At 67.1% G+C, this 17,136-nt stretch carries 14 protein-coding genes; 9 read left to right on the forward strand and 5 right to left on the reverse strand.

Annotated elements, in window-relative coordinates; translation table 11 throughout:
- The first annotated feature begins 30 nt into the window (after positions 1-30).
- The 8 genes from AC0Z6F_RS13240 (at position 31) to AC0Z6F_RS13275 (ending at position 12,092) form a co-directional block, all read left to right on the forward strand.
- Positions 31-3,153, forward strand: a complete 3,123-nt coding sequence (locus AC0Z6F_RS13240; RefSeq protein WP_485618032.1) for an efflux RND transporter permease subunit — start codon at positions 31-33, stop codon at positions 3,151-3,153.
- Positions 3,154-3,540: 387 nt separating this feature from the next.
- Positions 3,541-5,598 carry a TonB-dependent siderophore receptor gene (locus AC0Z6F_RS13245; RefSeq protein WP_485618030.1) on the forward strand — a complete coding sequence of 686 codons (2,058 nt, stop codon included), beginning with the start codon at positions 3,541-3,543 and terminating at the stop codon, positions 5,596-5,598.
- A gap of 162 nt (positions 5,599-5,760) precedes the next feature.
- Positions 5,761-7,938 (forward strand): YccS family putative transporter, encoded by a 2,178-nt coding sequence (yccS, locus tag AC0Z6F_RS13250; protein ID WP_100469755.1) that lies wholly within the window; start codon positions 5,761-5,763, stop codon positions 7,936-7,938.
- A 120-nt stretch (positions 7,939-8,058) separates the two neighbouring features.
- Positions 8,059-8,853 carry an SDR family NAD(P)-dependent oxidoreductase gene (locus AC0Z6F_RS13255; protein WP_012512301.1) on the forward strand — a complete coding sequence of 265 codons (795 nt, stop codon included), beginning with the start codon at positions 8,059-8,061 and terminating at the stop codon, positions 8,851-8,853.
- Positions 8,854-8,950: 97 nt separating this feature from the next.
- Complete coding sequence (locus AC0Z6F_RS13260) at positions 8,951-10,840, forward strand: MFS transporter (RefSeq protein ID WP_012512302.1); 1,890 nt, start codon at positions 8,951-8,953, stop codon at positions 10,838-10,840.
- Between the two features lie 182 nt (positions 10,841-11,022).
- Positions 11,023-11,310 (forward strand): CD225/dispanin family protein, encoded by a 288-nt coding sequence (locus AC0Z6F_RS13265; RefSeq protein WP_012512303.1) that lies wholly within the window; start codon positions 11,023-11,025, stop codon positions 11,308-11,310.
- Between the two features lie 34 nt (positions 11,311-11,344).
- Positions 11,345-11,623 (forward strand): CD225/dispanin family protein, encoded by a 279-nt coding sequence (locus AC0Z6F_RS13270; RefSeq protein WP_005411298.1) that lies wholly within the window; start codon positions 11,345-11,347, stop codon positions 11,621-11,623.
- A gap of 43 nt (positions 11,624-11,666) precedes the next feature.
- Positions 11,667-12,092 carry a DUF2752 domain-containing protein gene (locus AC0Z6F_RS13275; protein WP_006473646.1) on the forward strand — a complete coding sequence of 142 codons (426 nt, stop codon included), beginning with the start codon at positions 11,667-11,669 and terminating at the stop codon, positions 12,090-12,092.
- 474 nt (positions 12,093-12,566) lie between these two features.
- Here AC0Z6F_RS13275 and ampE read toward each other — a convergent pair whose 3' ends face one another.
- The 5 genes from ampE to AC0Z6F_RS13300 form a co-directional block, all read right to left on the reverse strand.
- Positions 12,567-13,454 carry a regulatory signaling modulator protein AmpE gene (ampE, locus tag AC0Z6F_RS13280; RefSeq protein WP_006398758.1) on the reverse strand — a complete coding sequence of 296 codons (888 nt, stop codon included), beginning with the start codon at positions 13,452-13,454 and terminating at the stop codon, positions 12,567-12,569.
- A 146-nt stretch (positions 13,455-13,600) separates the two neighbouring features.
- Positions 13,601-14,506 carry an NAD(+) diphosphatase gene (gene nudC / locus AC0Z6F_RS13285; RefSeq protein WP_006398759.1) on the reverse strand — a complete coding sequence of 302 codons (906 nt, stop codon included), beginning with the start codon at positions 14,504-14,506 and terminating at the stop codon, positions 13,601-13,603.
- 157 nt (positions 14,507-14,663) lie between these two features.
- On the reverse strand, positions 14,664-15,056 hold the full coding sequence (gene erpA / locus AC0Z6F_RS13290; protein WP_012512304.1) for an iron-sulfur cluster insertion protein ErpA: 393 nt from the start codon (positions 15,054-15,056) through the stop codon (positions 14,664-14,666).
- A gap of 31 nt (positions 15,057-15,087) precedes the next feature.
- Positions 15,088-15,552, reverse strand: coding sequence for a bactofilin family protein (locus AC0Z6F_RS13295; protein WP_006398829.1), 465 nt, complete (start codon positions 15,550-15,552; stop codon positions 15,088-15,090).
- Positions 15,553-15,556: 4 nt separating this feature from the next.
- Positions 15,557-16,300 (reverse strand): DUF6776 family protein, encoded by a 744-nt coding sequence (locus tag AC0Z6F_RS13300; protein WP_012512305.1) that lies wholly within the window; start codon positions 16,298-16,300, stop codon positions 15,557-15,559.
- Between the two features lie 179 nt (positions 16,301-16,479).
- On the opposite strand from AC0Z6F_RS13300, the gene AC0Z6F_RS13305 reads away from it, so the two are divergent.
- Positions 16,480-17,097 carry a DUF4126 domain-containing protein gene (locus tag AC0Z6F_RS13305; protein ID WP_006398831.1) on the forward strand — a complete coding sequence of 206 codons (618 nt, stop codon included), beginning with the start codon at positions 16,480-16,482 and terminating at the stop codon, positions 17,095-17,097.
- Positions 17,098-17,136: the final 39 nt, after the last annotated feature.

Genomic DNA, 17,136 nt, shown 5'->3' on the forward strand with positions numbered 1-17,136 from the left:
CCACGCCCCGCTGCCGTGGCGGGCCGCACGATGAACCTGTCCGGTCCCTTCATCCGCCGTCCGATCGGCACCGCGCTGCTGGCCATCGGCCTGTTCATGGTCGGCCTGATCTGCTACCTGCGGCTGGGCGTGTCGGCGCTGCCGAACATCGAGATCCCGGTGATCTTCGTGCACGCCAGCCAGTCCGGTGCCGACGCAGCGACCATGGCATCGACGGTCACCGCACCGCTGGAACGCCACCTCGGCCAGCTGCCCGGCATCGACCGCATGCGCTCGTCGAGTTCGGAAGGCAGCTCGCTGGTGTTCATGATCTTCCAGAGCGGCCACAACATCGATTCGGCCGCGCTGGACGTACAGACCGCGATCAATTCGGCGCAGGCCGACCTGCCCTCGGGCATGGGCTCGCCGATGTACCAGAAGGCGAACCCGAATGACGACCCAGTGATCGCCATCGCGCTGACTTCGCAGACGCAGTCGGCCGACGAGCTGTACAACGTCGCCGATTCGCTGCTGGCGCAGCGCATCCGCCAGATCAGCGGCGTGGCCTCGGTCGACATCGCCGGTGCCTCGACGCCGGCGGTGCGTGTGGACGTCAACCTGCGCCTGATGAACGCACTCGGCCTGACCGCCGATGACCTGCGCAACGCGGTGCGTGCGGCCAACGTGACCTCACCCACCGGCTTCCTCAGCGATGGCAACACCACCACCGCGATCATCGCCAACGATTCGGTCGCACGCGCTGCCGATTTTGCCGAGCTGGTGGTGAAGACCCAGGGCGATGGCCGGGTGATCCGCCTGAAGGACATCGCCAACGTCTACGACGGCCAGCAGGACGCCTACCAGGCGGCGTGGTTCGACCACAAGCCGGCGGTGGTGATGTACGTGTTCACCCGCGCCGGCGCCAACATCGTGGAGACCGTGGACCGGGTCAAGGCACAGATCCCGACCCTGCGCGACTACCTGCAGCCCGGCACCACGATGACGCCGTACTTCGATCGTACGCCGACCATCCGCTCGTCGCTGCACGAAGTGCAGATCACCCTGCTGATCAGCCTGGCGATGGTGGTGCTGACCATGGCGCTGTTCCTGCGCCGGCTGGCACCGACGCTGATCGCCGCCGTGACCGTGCCGCTGTCGCTGGCCGGTGCCGCGCTGGTGATGTACGTGATGGGTTTCACCCTGAACAACCTGAGCCTGCTGGCGCTGGTGATCGCGATCGGCTTCGTGGTAGACGACGCGATCGTGGTGATCGAGAACATCATGCGCCACCTCGACGAGGGCATGCCACGCATGCAGGCGGCGCTGACCGGTGCACGCGAGATCGGATTCACCATCGTCTCGATCACCGCCTCGCTGGTGGCGGTGTTCATCCCGCTGCTGTTCGCCAGCGGCATGATGGGTGCGTTCTTCCGTGAGTTCACCGTTACCCTGGTCGCGGCCATCGTGGTGTCGATGGTCGTCTCGCTGACGCTGACCCCGGCACTGTGCAGCCGCTTCCTCAGTGCCCACGACCACAAGGCGGCGCCATCGCGCTTCGGCCGTTGGCTGGATGCCGGCCACGAGCGCATGCTGCGCATCTACACCGTGTTCCTCGACTTCTCGCTGCGCCACGCGTTGCTGATGTCGCTCACTCCGCTGATCCTGATCGGCGTCACCATCTTCCTGTTCGGCGCGGTGAAGAAGGGCGCGTTCCCGCCGCAGGACACCGGCCTGATCTGGGGCCGCGCCAATTCCAGCGCCACCGTCTCCTTCGAGGACATGGTCGCCCGCCAGCGCCGCATCACCGACATGCTGATGGCCGACCCGGCGGTGAAGACCGTGGGCGTGCGCCTGGGCAGCGGTCGCCAGGGCTCCAGCGCGCAGTTCAACGTCGAGCTGAAATCGCGCAAGGAAGGCCGACGCGAAACCACCGCGCATGCACTGGCACGCCTGAGCGCCAAGGCCGACCGTTACCCCGACCTGCAGCTGCGCCTGCGCGCGATCCAGGACCTGCCCAGCAACGATGGCGGCGGCTCCAGCCAAGGTGCGCAGTACCGTATCTCGCTGCAGGGCAATGACCTGGCGTCGCTGCAGGAATGGCTGCCCAAGCTGCAGGCGGAGCTGAAGAAGAACCCGAAGCTGCGCGATGTCGGCACCGACGTCGACAATGCCGGGCTGCGCCAGAACATCGAGATCGACCGCGCCAAGGCCGCGCGCCTGGGCGTCTCGGTCGGCGCCATCGATGGGGCGCTGTACGGCGCGTTCGGCCAGCGCCAGATCTCGACGATCTACTCGGACATCAATCAGTACAGCGTGGTGGTCAACGCCCTGCCCTCGCAGACCGCTACGCCGGCGGCACTGGACGAGGTGTACGTGCGGGCGCGCAATGGCGAGATGGTGCCGATCACGGCGATGGCCAAGCAGATGCCGGGGCTGGCGCCGTCGCAGATCACCCACGAGAACCAGTACACGACGATGGACCTGAGCTACAACCTGGCGCCGGATGTGAGCATGGGTGAGGCCAAGGCGATCATCGACGCCACCGTGGCCGGCATGCGCATGCCGGGCGACATCCGCCTGGCTGATGACGCCGGCTTCGGCTTCAACTCCGACCCCAGCGACATGCTGATCCTGGTATTCGCGGCGATCCTGACCGTGTACCTGGTGCTGGGCATGCTGTACGAGAGCCTGATCCACCCGGTCACCATCCTGTCCACGCTGCCGGCGGCCGGCGTGGGCGCGCTGCTGGCGCTGTTCGGCACCAACACCGAACTGTCGGTGATCTCGATGATCGCGCTGGTGCTGCTGATCGGCATCGTCAAGAAGAACGCGATCATGATGATCGACTTCGCGCTGGTGGCGCAGCGCGAGCATGGGCTGGCACCACGCGAAGCGGCGCGCGAGGCCAGCATCGTGCGCTTCCGGCCGATCATGATGACCACGATGGTGGCGATCCTGGCCGCGGTTCCGCTGGCGATCGGCCTCGGCGAAGGGTCCGAGCTGCGTCGTCCGCTGGGTATCGCGATGATCGGCGGCCTGCTGTTCTCGCAGAGCCTGACCCTGCTCAGTACGCCGGCGCTGTATGTGATCTTCTCGTGCCTGGCCGAGCGCTGGCGGGCACGTCGCGCACGCAAGCGCGAAGCGAAGCTGCTCAAGCGCGCGCAGCAGGCGTAGAAGGGCCATCCACGCATGGCGTGGATCTACTGGTAGAGCCGGCCGCTGGCCGGCGTTCTCCATACAGCCAATCTGCCGGCCAGCGGCCGGCACTACCGTGGATGCAGATGGTGGATGCAGATGGTGGATGTGGATGGTGGATGTGGATGGTGGATGTGGATGGTGGATGTGGATGGTGGGTGTGGATGGTGGGTGCGGACCGTTGGTCCGCACGCTTCCGGGTTTGACGCGCCGTAACGAAAAGAGAACAATTCTCATCCAGCCATGGTCCTGCGCCCGTTGTGGCGCCCCGCTGCCATCTCCGGCCAGCCTGCGTGATCCCAGCCACTACCCCTTCCCCCACCTGTGGGCGGATGGCCTGTGGCCGTCCGTCGAGGACCACCATCGATGCTGCCTTCCCGTTCCCCCCGCCTGGCCCTGCTGGCCGTCGCCCTTTCCGCCGCCTGTACCGCCCATGCCGAAGCGCCGGCCGGCAGCCGTAGCGCCACCGATCTGGATGCGGTGAAAGTCACTGCCGAACGCACCCATACCGAAGCCGGCGCACTGGGCGACCGTGCGCTGCGCGATACCCCGTTCGCGATCACCGCCGTTGGCCGCGAGCAGATCGAGCAGCGCCAGGTGGTCTCGCTGGGCGAAGCCTTCCTGCTCGACCCTTCGGTCAGCACCCAGGTCAGCGCCTATGCCAGTGGCTGGAGCTCGCCCATCCGCAACCGCGGTCTGGAGCTGAACTACGACAGCTACCGGGTCAATGGCCTGCAGGTCTCGTCCTGGGGCACCGAATGGCCGCTGGAAGTGATGGAACAGGTCGATCTGCTGAAAGGCCCGGGTGGATTCCTGTATGGCTTCGGCACCCCCGGCGGCATCGTCAACTACATCACCAAGAAGCCGACGGACACGCCCACCTTCTCCGCCCAACTGGGCTGGCGCGAACAGGGCATCGTCAGCGGCGGCATCGACGTTGGCGGCCGCTTCGGCAACGAGCAGATGTTCGGCTACCGCTTCAACGCCTTCCAGGAAAAGGGCGAGACCTTCAACGGCGGCCATGTCGATCGCAAGGTGGGTGCACTGTCGCTGGATGCGCGCCTGAGTGATGCGCTCACCTGGACCTTCGATGGCGTGTTCCAGTCGCGCGAGCTGCGCGAGGAATCGCCGCAGTACTACTTCCGTGGCCTGACCTCGTTGCCGCGGCCGATCGCCGGAGATACCGACAACAGCGTACCCGGCACCTACTACGACACACGCTCCAGCCTGCTGTCGACCGGCTTGAACTGGCAGATCAACAGCGACTGGAAGGCCAGCCTGAGTTATGGCGTCACCACTTCATGGAACGACGTCAACAAGATCTTCGCCTACATCGACGATCTCAACGGCGACTACGACGTCAATGTCTACGAGCTGGGTGGCAAGAGCGAGTGGAAGCTGGCCCAGGCGATGTTGCAGGGCAGCTTCCGCACCGGTCCGCTGCAGCATCAGGTGGTGGCGGGTATCAGCCACCAGACCGGGCTGGGCTGGGACCGTCCCTACGAGTGGAACCTGATCGGGCGCGCCAACCTGTACCAGCGCCATGCCATCCGCCACGACGCCGTCGGTTCTCGGGTGATGACCCGCGGCGACGAGACGGTGCAGCAGGCGGTGTTCGCAAGCGATACGGTGAACCTCGGCAGCGGCTGGTCGGTGCTGGCGGGCTGGCGCTACAACGACTTCGAAACCAAGGGGCGATACCACACCTACCCGGTCACCCCGACCTACGCCGTGATGTTCAAGCCCAGCGAGGCGGTCACCCTTTACGCCAGCTACATCGAGTCGCTGGAAGCGGGCAGCCGCGTAGGCAACAGCTACATCAACGCCGGTGACGTGCTCGATCCCACCATCAGCAAGCAGTACGAGATCGGTGCCAAGGTCGAAGCGGCGCGTTGGAATGCGAACGTGGCCGCGTTCCGGCTGGAACGTGGTGCCAACATCGATGAGCTCACCCCGGCCGGCAAGCGCCTGGTGCAGGACGGCATCACGCTGTACGAAGGCATTGAAGCCAGTGCTGACCTGCACCTCAACGATGCACTGACCGTCGGCGGCGGCGTCACCTGGCTGGATCCGACCTACGACAAGCTGTCCCCGGGCAGCGCCGCACAGGAAGGCAACCGTACCGCCGGTGCTGCGCGCTGGAGCGGCGTACTGCACGCCACCTACCAGCTGCCGTGGGTAGACGGCTTGGAAACCTATGCCGCCGTGCGCTACTACGGCGATGTCTGGTACGACGCCGACAACACTCTGAAGCTGCCCGACTACACGCTGGTGAATGCAGGCATCGGCTATCGCCTGCTGGCGTCCGGCCATCCGGTGACCCTGCGTGCCAGCGTCGAGAACCTGGCCAACCGCAGGTACTGGTCCAACGCCGGCGCCGGCCTGCCGCGCACGTTCGCCGTGAGCGTGCGGTTCGACATGTAATACCCGACAAACCGGTAGTGCCGGCCGCCGGCCGGCTCCTCGCACCTCCGTCCGGGCGCATGAGAGCCGGCCAGCGGCCGGCACTACCGGGTATTCCTTCGCGGGCTGTCCCCTTCACCCCGCACCCGCAATAATGGTGGGAGACCCTTCCACCGAGCCTGCATGCCCGCCCGCCAATCCAGCCTCAGCCGCCTGTGGGCCCACGAAAAGGCCAGTTATGGCCTGCGGGTGTTCATCGCCCTGACAGCGGCACTGGCGGTGTGCTGGCAGCTGGATGCACTGACCGCGCTGCCCGGCGTGTTCCTGGGCATCATCGCCAGCGCCATCGCCGAGACCGACGACAACTGGTGGGGCCGGACCAAGGCCGTGGCGCTGTCGCTGCTGTGCTTCTGCCTCGCCGCAGCTTCGGTGATCTGGCTGTTCCCATGGCCGTGGATCTTCATCGGCGCGCTGGCGCTGTCCACCTTCGGCCTGACCCTGCTCGGTGCGCTCGGCGAGCGCTATGCGTCCATCGCCCAGGCCACGGTGACGCTGGCGATCTACACCATGATCGGGCTGGAACAGCACGGTGCCAGCGATCTGCACAGCGCGCTGGACGCGGTCAGCCACCTGCTGGCCGGTGCGGTCTGGTACGGCCTGCTGTCGATCCTGTGGACCACGCTGTTCGCCAACCGACCGGTGCGCGAACGGGTGGCGCGCCTGTATGTGGAACTGGGCCGCTACCTGCAGCTGAAGGCCGCGCTGTTCGAACCGGTGCGTGAGGCCGACCTGCAGCGTCGCCAGCTGGACCTGGCCGAACAGAACCGGCGCGTGGTCGGTGCGCTCAACGAAGCCAAGACCGCGATCCTGGCCCGCTTCGGCCGCTCCGGGCGGCCGGGCGTCAATTCCGGCCTGTACCTGCGCCTGTACTACATGGCGCAGGATTTCCACGAGCGCGCCAGCTCCTCGCATTATCCGTACGGCGCGCTGGTCGATGCGTTCTTCCACAGCGACGTGCTGTACCGCTGCCAGCGCCTGCTCGACCTGCAGGGCCAGGCCTGCGCGCGGCTGGGCGAGGCGATCCGCCTGCGCCGTCCGTTCGTGTATGGCGAAAGCAACCAGCAGGCCGGGCGCGACCTGGCCGATGCGCTGGCCTACCTGCGCGACCAGCAGCGCCCTCAATGGCAGCGCCTGCTCGGATCACTGGACCTGCTGGTGCACAACCTGCGCAGCATCGAGCGCCGCCTGCTCGATGCGGAGCGTTCCGAGGCCAGCCTCGACAACGTTGACACGCGCCTGCGCGACAGCAACCCGCATAGCCTGCGCGAGATGGGCGTGCGTATCCGCCAGCAGCTCACGCCGGGCTCGGTGCTGTTCCGCCATGGACTGCGCATGGCGCTGGCACTGATCGCCGGCTTCGCGGCGATCCGCTTGTTCAATGCACAGAACGGCTCGTGGGTGCTGCTGACCATCGTGTTCGTGTGCCGCCCCAACTTCGGCGCGACCCGCCAGCGCCTTGCACAACGCATCGTCGGCACGCTGTTCGGCCTGGTGCTGACCTGGGCACTGCTGCAGCTGTTCCCACAGCTGCACGTACAGCTGCTGATCGCGCTGCTGTCGGCGCTGCTGTTCTTCTTCACCCGCACCGACCGCTACCTGGTAGCGTCGGCGGCGATCACGGTGATGGCACTGACCTGCTTCAACCTGATCGGCGACGGCTTCGTGCTGATCGTGCCGCGCATGGTCGATACGCTGCTGGGCTGTGCGATCGCCGCCGCGGCCGCCTTCCTGATCCTGCCCGACTGGCAGGGCCGGCAGCTGCATCTTGTGCTGGCGCGGGTGCTGGACACCGCCGCGCGCTATCTGGATTCGGTGCTGGGCCAGTACCGCAGCGGCATGCGTGACGATCTGGCCTACCGCATTGCCCGCCGCGACATGCACAACGCCGACGCCGCGCTGTCCACCGCGTTGTCGAACATGCTGCGCGAGCCTGGCCATGTGCGTCGCAACCTGGATGCCGGCTTCCACTTCCTGGCGCTGTCCAATACGCTGCTCGGGCACCTGTCGGCCCTGGGTGCGCACCGCGACCAGGTGGACAGCTACGCCGGCGATCCGCTGGCGCTGGCTGCCGGTGAGCGCGTTCGCAAGGCGCTGCAGCAGCTGGCGACGGCCCTGACCGCACGGCAACCGGTAGCGGAGGACGACAACGATGCCGATCGAGCCGTGGCTGCCGAACTGGAACAGCTCGACGAGGGCATGCCACCCAAGCTGCAGCTGATCCGCACCCAGATGGCGCTGGTGCTGCGGCTGCTGCCGAAGGTGCGGGCGGCGGCCAACGAGGCGGTACGCACGCTCACCTGACAGCCTGCCGCCGGGCATGGCCCGGCGCTACCGCCAACGCAACATCATGTTGCATCCAGTGCTGCATCCCGATCACGCGCTGGCGCGGATACTGGGCGATCCCCTGCCCCGGATTCCTCCATGAAGATCGAACTCACCGGCCGTACCGCGCTGGTCACCGCCTCCACCGCAGGCATCGGCCTGGCGATTGCCCAGGGACTGGCCGTCGCCGGAGCGCGGGTCATCCTCAATGGCCGCAGCACCGACAGCGTCGAGCGCGCCCGCCAGCGCCTGCTCGACGCCGTTCCAGGCGCCGATGTGCTTGGCGTGGCAGCCGACCTGTCCGATGCGGCCGGTGTCGATACGCTGCTGGCCGGCTTGCCCAAGGTCGACATCCTGGTCAACAACGCCGGCATCTTCGGCCCCGAGGACTTCTTCGAAACCAACGACGCGACCTGGGAGCGCTACTGGCAGACCAACGTGATGTCCGGCGTGCGCCTGTCGCGGGCGCTGCTGCCGGCGATGGTTGATGCCGGCTGGGGCCGCGTGCTGTTCATCTCCTCCGAGTCGGCCCGCAACATTCCCGCCGACATGATCCATTACGGGGTCAGCAAGACCGCGCAGCTGTCGCTGTCGCGCGGCCTGGCCAAGCGCGTGGCCGGCAGTGGGGTCACCGTCAACGCGGTGCTGCCCGGACCCACCCTGTCCGATGGTTTCGCGGCGATGTTCGAAGATGAACGCCAGCGCAGTGGCAAGCCACTGGAGCAGATCGGCCGCGAGTTCGTGATGGCGCACCGGCCGTCTTCGCTGATCCAGCGCACCGCCACGGTCGAGGAAGTGGCCAACATGGTGGTGTACCTGGCCTCGCCGCAGGCTTCGGCCACCTCCGGTGCAGCGCTGCGCGTGGATGGCGGCGTGGTCGACGATATCGTCTGAGGCCTTTCAAAGTGTGCGGACCAACGGTCCGCACCCACAGGTCCGCACCCACAGCGGATAGGCAGGAATGCTAGGCTGCGCCGGTCAAGGAGGCTCCATGTCCGGTCACAACCAGTTCGCCCTGCTGCGCCAGCGCCGTTTCCTGCCGTTCTTCGTCGTGCAGGCGCTCGGTGCGTTCAACGACAACGTGTACCGGCAGGCGATCATCAGCATGTTGCTGTTCATGGCCGTGCCGGAGGAAGAACTGGGGCTGTACGCCACGCTGGCACCGGCCATCTTCATCCTGCCGTACTTCCTGTTCTCGGCACTGGCCGGGCAGATCGCCGACAAACTGGAAAAATCGCGGCTGATCGTGATCACCACCAGCATGGAGATCGTGATCATGTCGCTGGCGGCCACCGGGTTCCTCACCCAGAGCCTGCCGGTGCTGCTGATCGCGCTGTTCTGTACCGGCATGCAGTCGACGTTGTTCGGCCCGGTGAAGTACTCGGTGCTGCCGTCGGTGCTGAAGCCCGAAGAGCTGACCGGCGGCAACGGCCTGGTCGAGATGGGCACCTCGATGTCGATCCTCTCCGGCATGATCGTCGGCGGCCTGGTGTTCACCGTGGCCGGCAGCCACGGTACGGTGGTGGCGGCGTGCGCGATCATCGCGCTGGCGATCTGCGGCAACATCGCCGCGCGGCTGATTCCCAAGGTCGATGCTGGCGACCCGAACCTGAAGATCAACTGGAACCCACTGCCGGAATCGCTGGCGGTGCTGCGCATGGCGCGTCAGCAGAAGGCAGTGCGCAACGCGATCCTGGGCGTGTCCTGGTTCTGGTTCGTCGGCACCGTGCTGACCTCGCAGCTGCCGGCCTATGCGGTGACCAACCTCGGCGGCGAACCGACCCTGTACATCTTCGCCCTGGCCCTGTTCTCGGTCGGCACCGGCGTTGGCTCCCTGCTGTGCGAGAAGCTGTCGGCGCGGACGGTGGAAATCGGCCTGGTGCCGCTCGGTGCGTTCGGCATGACCGCGTTCCTGCTCGACCTGTACTTCGCCCGCAGCGGCGAGGCGACCGTGCACGGGCTGGCCATCGGCCCGTTCCTGCAGCAGCCTGGCAGCATCCGTATCGTCATCGACCTGATCGGCATCGGCTTGTTCACCGGCATCTTCGTGGTGCCGCTGTTCGCGCTGATCCAGAGCCGCACGCCGAAGGCGCAGATGTCACGCGTGTTCGCCGCGCTGAACATCCAGAACTCCGGCTTCATCGTCGGCGCCGCGTTGCTGTCACTGGCTGCGCACAAGCTGCTGCACTGGACCATTCCGCAGCAGTTCCTGGCGCTGGCCATCGCCAATGCACTGGTGGCGATCTACATCTTCACCATCGTCCCCGAATTCCTGATGCGCTTCCTCAGCTGGGTGATGGTGCGCACGCTGTACCGGCTGCGCCCGCACGGCATCGAGGCCAACGTACCCGACGAAGGCGCCGCGCTGCTGGTCTGCAACCATGTCAGCTACATGGACGCGCTGATCCTGTCGGCGACGATCCCGCGCCCGGTGCGCTTCGTCATGTACTACAAGATCTTCAACATTCCGGTGATGCGCTGGATCTTCCGGACCGCCAAGGCGATCCCGATCGCCGGCGCGCGCGAGGACCCGGCGCTGATGCAGCGCGCGTTCGACGAAATCGACGCGGCGCTGGCCGAAGGCGAGCTGGTGTGCATCTTCCCCGAGGGCGCGCTGACCCGTGACGGGCAGATGGCACCGTTCAAGTCCGGGGTGGAGAAGATCCTCGAACGGCGGCCGGTGCCGGTGGTGCCGATGGCGCTGCGCGGCATGTGGTCGAGCATGTGGAGCCGACGTGATACCCGGCTGGGCCGCATGCGCGTACCGCGCCGTTTCCGCGCCACCATCGAAGTGGTCGCGGCGCCGGCGGTGGATGGCCACACCACCTCCGCCCCGGTGCTGGATGCCCAGGTGCGGGCCCTGCGCGGCGATCACGCCTGACGAGATAGGCCCGCCGCGCGGGCGCGGCAAACTCCCCCACATACGTCACCGTCCAGTGGCGTACGCGACATGCCGTGACTGTAAACGCATACATGCAACGCCGGTTGCGGTAGATTACGCACCCACAGGGGGGAGGTCCGGCCGATTCATCACGGCCGGCCACCAAGGAATGGAGTCTCGCTTTGAATCAACCACCACCGCTCAGCCGTCCGGTCTACATCCCCAACCACTTGGTCTGGGCGATCCTGACGACGCTGTTCTGCTGCCTGCCGTTGGGCGTGGTGTCGATCGTCTATGCCTCCCAGGTCGATGGCCGCCGCGCGGCTGGCGACCTCCCGGGGGCCTACAGCGCGTCGCGCAAGGCGGGCTGGTGGGCGGTGGCTTCGGCCGTGTCCCTGCCGGTCCTGTTGCTGTTGTGGTTCGGGCTGTTCGGCGGCTTGGCCGTACTGGGCGCTCTTTCCGACCAATGATTCACCACCACCACCCATCAAGGAGCTTGAACCCATGAATACTGCTACTCCGCAGGTCCCGAACAACCTGGTCTGGGCCATCCTGACCACCCTGTTCTGCTGCCTGCCGGCCGGCATCGTGTCGATCGTCTACGCCGCACAGGTCAACGGCAAGCTGGCTGCTGGCGACATTGCCGGTGCCCAGGACTCCGCTGCCAAGGCCAAGAAGTGGGCCATCTGGTCGGCCATCGCCTGGGCCGTGCTGGTCGTGCTGTACGTGCTGTTCTTCGTTGTGCTCGGCGGCATGGGCGCGATGAGCAACAGCGGCTACTGATACGCCTGGACGGATCCGGCGCCTGCGCCGGATCCGTTGTTGCATGTCCGCGCTTCCCGCTCGTTCCCGACTCGCCCGCTGGGCACCGCTGCTGGTCTCCGCCGGCCTGGCCGTGGGCGCCACGGTGGTGCTGCGCAACGTCAATCCGTATGTCGCCGGCAATCCCCTGCCGAGCTGCCCGCTGTACGCGCTGACCGGCCTGTACTGCCCGGGCTGTGGCAGCACCCGCTGCCTGTATTCGCTGGTCCATTTCGACCTGCCCGGCGCGATGGCGATGAACCCGCTGCTGGTCATCAGCCTGCCGTTCCTGTTGCTGATGCTGCTGAACATCGCCGGCATCCGCCCCCGTGTGCTCGACCCGCTGATGCGGGTACTGGCCAATCCCGTGTTCTGGCTCTGGGTGCTGCCCGGGTATGCGCTGCTGCGCAACCTGCCGTGGGCACCGTTCACTGCGCTGGCACCGATCTAGGTTTCCAGCCAACGGCGCAGCCCCTCGTGGTGGGCGACGTTTGTCGATCATGGGGTTGGCCGGGCGGGATGGGTTTGCGGGGGACGCCGTGAATCCGTCCGTGGAGGCTTGGCCGCGGCATCCATGCCGCGGACACCCCCGCAAACCCATCCCGCCCGGCCACGGACAGTTTCCGTGCGCGTCCACCACGGGAAAGAAAGAGAAGATCAAAAGCGAAAGCGGATCGCTTCGCTGCGCTTGCTCGGAGCCGAGCATGGCTCGGCTCTACAGAACAACCGTCACCGGGAAACTGTCGGGGGTGGGGCGGTGTGGGGCTGCAGGACCGTTGGCGCCATGGATGGCGCCATCGAGCCCCCAAGGACGGGTTTACGGCGTGTCCTGCAGCCCCACACCGCCCCGCCCAACCATCAGCAATCCAGAGCTGCTGTTGCTGTTGCTTCTGCAGGTGCAGGGCTGCAAGCCCTGCAAAAGCCACTACGTCACCCAGCCTGCAATCACCAGCAGGGCGAGGATCGCCAGCCACAGCAGCAGCATCCGCCACACCAGGCTCATCGCATCACGCAGGTCCGGCAGCCGCTGCCATACCGGCAACAATCCCGCCTCGGTGTAATCGTGCGCGTCCTCGCGCAGCTCAGCATTGACACTGGCCCGCGCCACCGCGCCGAGAAAGCCGATGTCACCGGCCAGGCGTTCGCCATGGGCCTGGCGCCAGGCCTTCCACGCCGTATCGAAGTTGCCCACCAGCGCCATCGAGAACGCCATCAGCTGCGCCACCGGCCACTCGATCCAGCCCAGCAGGCGCTGCGCCAGCGCCAGCGGCTCCACCGGCACGCGGGCGCGCATCGGGCTTTCCGCCATCAGTGCCAGCAACCGGTAGCCCAGCGCACCGGCCGGGCCCAGCAGCAGGAACCAGAACAGCACCGCGAACCAGCGCCGCAGCGCGTTGAGTACGGTCGCCTCGACCAGTGACGGAATGTCCTCACGCAGGCTGCCACCGGCCGCCTGCAGGTTGCGTACCGCGGCCTGGCGCGTCGCCGCGTCATCGGCATCGATGATCGCTTCGATATCACGGTCCAGGTCGCGCGGGCCCCAGCACCACGCCAGCACCGCCACGCCCAGCAGCAGCGATGGCAGGCCGAACAGCACGCCGCGCAGCAGCCACGCCAGCAGCGCCATCAGCAACAGCGGCGGCAGCAGCGCCAGGGCGACGCCTGCCGGCCCCTGCCAGGCCTTGCCACCCCGCGCGTCCAGCCAGCCCAGCCAGCGCCGGAAGCCGTCGAAACGGCGCAGCGAAGCGGCAGCGGCCGGGGCCACATGGCCCAGGGCCAGTGCTACCAGCACGGCGGCCAGAGTGGTGAACATGGCAGGTCTCCCTACGAAACAGAACGCTAGGCGTCGCTACCTTACCTGTCGCAGCGACGCCTCCCGCGGTGGATCGCACTGTAACCCGAGGCGTGTTCAGGTGGCGGCAATGCTGGCATCAGCGCAAGCCTTGCAGCCCCTCGCCATCAGCCCCGCTGCTGGCGGTACCAGTGCTCGATCAGGCCCCGCGAAATCGAGATCGGCGGCGACAGGCGGATGCCCTGGCCATCGTCCTCGACATCACGTGCCAGTGCCGCGCCGACCTCGTCGGCACTGAACCAGCGCGCATCTTCCAGCTCTCCGTCCACGGTCGGCAGGTCATCCTGCGCCTGTGCACGGAAGCCGATCATCAGCGCGCCCGGGAACGGCCACGGCTGCGAACCGAGGTATTGGCAGGCACTCACCCGCACCTTGCTCTCCTCGTGTACTTCGCGCACTACGGTCTGTTCGAAGGTCTCGCCGGGTTCGACGAAGCCGGCCAGCACCGAGTAACGGCGCGGTGCCCAGTTCGACTGCCGGCCCAGCAGCAGCCGGCCCTGGTTCTCCACCGCCACGATCACCGCCGGGTCGACCCGCGGGTAGTGCTCGGTGGAACACTGCGCGCAGCGGCCGACGAAGCCGCCACGGGAGAACGCCACGGCCCCGCCGCACACGCCGCAGAAGCGGGTGCGCGAATGCCAGTAGGACATGCCGCGGGCGTAGCTGAAGGCGGTCGCATCGGCCATCGACCACAGCAGCGCGGCTTGGCGCAGGTCGAGCCGGCGCGGCGCGGCAACAGTAACGCTGGCGGCTTCGACCGAGAACCAGGCCTGCTCGCCGCGCAGGCCGAGGAAGACTGCGGCACCGGGACCACCGCCGATGTCGGCGCCGGTCAGCGCCAGTGGCTGGTCGTCATCGCCGGTGAAGGCGGTACCGTCCTGATCGAGCACGAGGATGCGCGCGCCCGGCCACAGGCGCGCCAGTGCATCGGCATCGTCGCGCAGGGCATCGGCGCGCTCCAGCGGTTCGCCAACGAAGGCGAAACCGGAAAGCGGCGAAGAAGTATTGGGCATCCGGCAAGCGTGCCGCCAATCGATGCAGGTGGCAAGGTCGGCGCTGTGCGCAATCTGCCGGTGTGGTTGCAGGAAGGACCATCCACGCATGGCGTGGATCTACTGATCCGCTCTGGTAGGTGCCAACCCTGGTTGGCACATGCCGGCCACAGGGTTCTTACATGCTGAAGCTGCTGCCGCAGCCGCAGGTGGTCTTGGCGTTCGGGTTGCGGATCACGAACTGGGCACCGGTCAGGCTCTCGGTGTAATCCACTTCGGCGCCCATCAGGTACTGCAGGCTCAGCGGGTCGACCAGCAGGGTCACCCCGCTGGTCTGCACCGCAAGATCGTCCTCGGCACGGTTCTCGTCGAACTCGAACCCATACTGGAAGCCCGAACAGCCACCGCCTTCGATATACACGCGCAGGGCCAGGTCGAGGTTGCCCTCTTCCTGGATCAGGGATTTGACCTTGGCGGCCGCCGACTCGGTGAAGTTCAGCGGGCGCTCCAGCGACTGGTAATCGGGCGCGGCAACCGGGGTGGCGCCGGGCAGGGAGACTAGCGTGCTCATGGCCTCAGCATGGGGGTGCCGACGATGGCTTTCAAGCCATCGCCTCGGCCAGCTTGCGGCGCGCGGCGGTGTCACCCTTGCCGCCATTGGCCTCATCACCTTCCGGGGCCGGCAGGGCCGCCATCGGGGCGCTGGCATGGATCAGGCGGCCGTTCAGCTGGGCACCCGCATTCATCTCCACCACCTGGTAATGGACATTGCCGTTGACCCGCGCGCTCGGGGTCAGTTCGACTTTCTCGGTAGCATGCACGTCACCGTCGAGGCGACCGCTGATGACGACCACCTGGGCACGGATCTCACCCTCGATCACGCCATGCTCGGCGACCGTCAGGGTCGCGCCACTGGCACCTTCGGCGGCGATCACCTTGCCATGGATGCGGCCTTCCACGTAGAGCCCGCCACTGAATTCCACATCACCGCGGATCACCACCTGGTTGCCGATCAGGGCATCCACCACCAGCTGGCCTTCACGGTTGGATTTGCTGCTTCCGAACATCTGCCTACTCCCCTTTGGCGGCCGGCGCACCGGCCTGTTTCCAGTCGAATACCTGGGTGGTGCCCCCCGCACCACTCCCCAATGTCACCCGCACGCGTTGCGGGGTGAAGTCAGCCGGCAGCATCACGCTGCCGCTGATCTGCTGGAAGTACCGGAACGAGTAATCCTGTCCCGGCACCTTGCTGCGCTGGTGCAGATCATCCCAGCTGATCGTGGCCAGCTTGCCGTTCTTCACGCCTTCCACGGTGAAGCGCATCTGCCCCTGGCTGATGGCACCGCGGTTGAGGTTCTGGGTCAGCACGGCGGTGTACTGCCAGGTGCCGGCCGCTTCCGGGCTGAACTCGATGGAATGGGTGTTCAGGCCCTTGCGCTGGCTGGTTGAACCCACCAGGCGCTCGTAGAAGGCGACGTCGGCGCGCAGGCCGGCGATTTCTTCGTCACGCTCGGCCAGCGAGGACTGCACCTCGGTGTTGGCGGCGCGGCTGATGCGGTCGGAGGCTTCCAGCGTGGCCTGTTTCTGGCGCAGCTCGGTCAGCTGCGTCTGCAGGCCCTCGGCACGCTTCTCGGCGGCCTGCAGGCGCTGGCCCTGCGCATCGCGCGGCGTGGCCATCCAGCAGCCACCCAGCGCGGCCAGCACCAGGCTGAGCAGCCAGATGCCACCGATCACCAGCAGGCGGCGACGGTCCATCGGCGGTTGCGGCGCGCCGGGCAGGCGCACCTGCACGCGCATGGGAGGGCGGTTGTTCATGGGTGGTTTCCGGGGCATCGCGAGGGCGACACCGATACGGCCCCTGTGGCAAACGACGGGCTAGTGTATGACAGGACAGGTGGGTTTCCTGCGCAGGGAGCGGCGGCGGTCTGTGGCGTTCAGGCACGCCATCACCGATAGTGTGGCCCCCTGCACAGTTCCGCCGCCGGAGCATCGCCATGACCGAAGCCCACCTGTTCGTGATCGGCATCCTGCTGGCCTGGCTGGCCGGTATCCGTGTCTACCTCACCGTGTTCGGCGTCGGCCTGGCCGGCCTGCTCGGCTGGGTCGATCTCCCACCCGCCCTGCAGGCCACTGAGTCATGGTGGGTGCTGGGCACCTCGGCGGCGCTGGCCGTGGCCGAGTTCTTCGCCGACAAGATTCCCGGCGTGGACTCGGCCTGGGACCTGGTGCAGACACTCGCGCGCGTGCCTGCCGGCGCCTTCCTCGCCGCCGCCACGCTGTCGCCCGATGGGCAGCTGGGCACCGGCGCGCTTGCTGCCGGCGCCGGTGTCGCGTTGGCCAGCCATGGCCTGAAGGCCGGCACCCGCGCGTTGCTCAATACCTCGCCGGAACCAGCCAGCAACTGGGTTGCCTCCGCTGCCGAAGACACCGTGGTGATCGGTGGCCTGGCCCTGGCCCTGGCACACCCGTGGATCGCGCTGATCGTGGTGCTGGCCTGCAGCCTGGCCGGTGCCCTGCTGGTGTGGATGGTCTGGCGCACCTTGTGGAAAGGCGTGCGCTGGCTGGCGCGCGGCGTCTCCGCAGACGGTCCGCGACAGCCCGGCACCGGTTGAACGTCGGGCTTGTCGCATAATGGACACGAACACCAGGAG

It is taken from the genome of Stenotrophomonas sp. 1L-E-5-B-C3, from assembly GCF_057292075.1.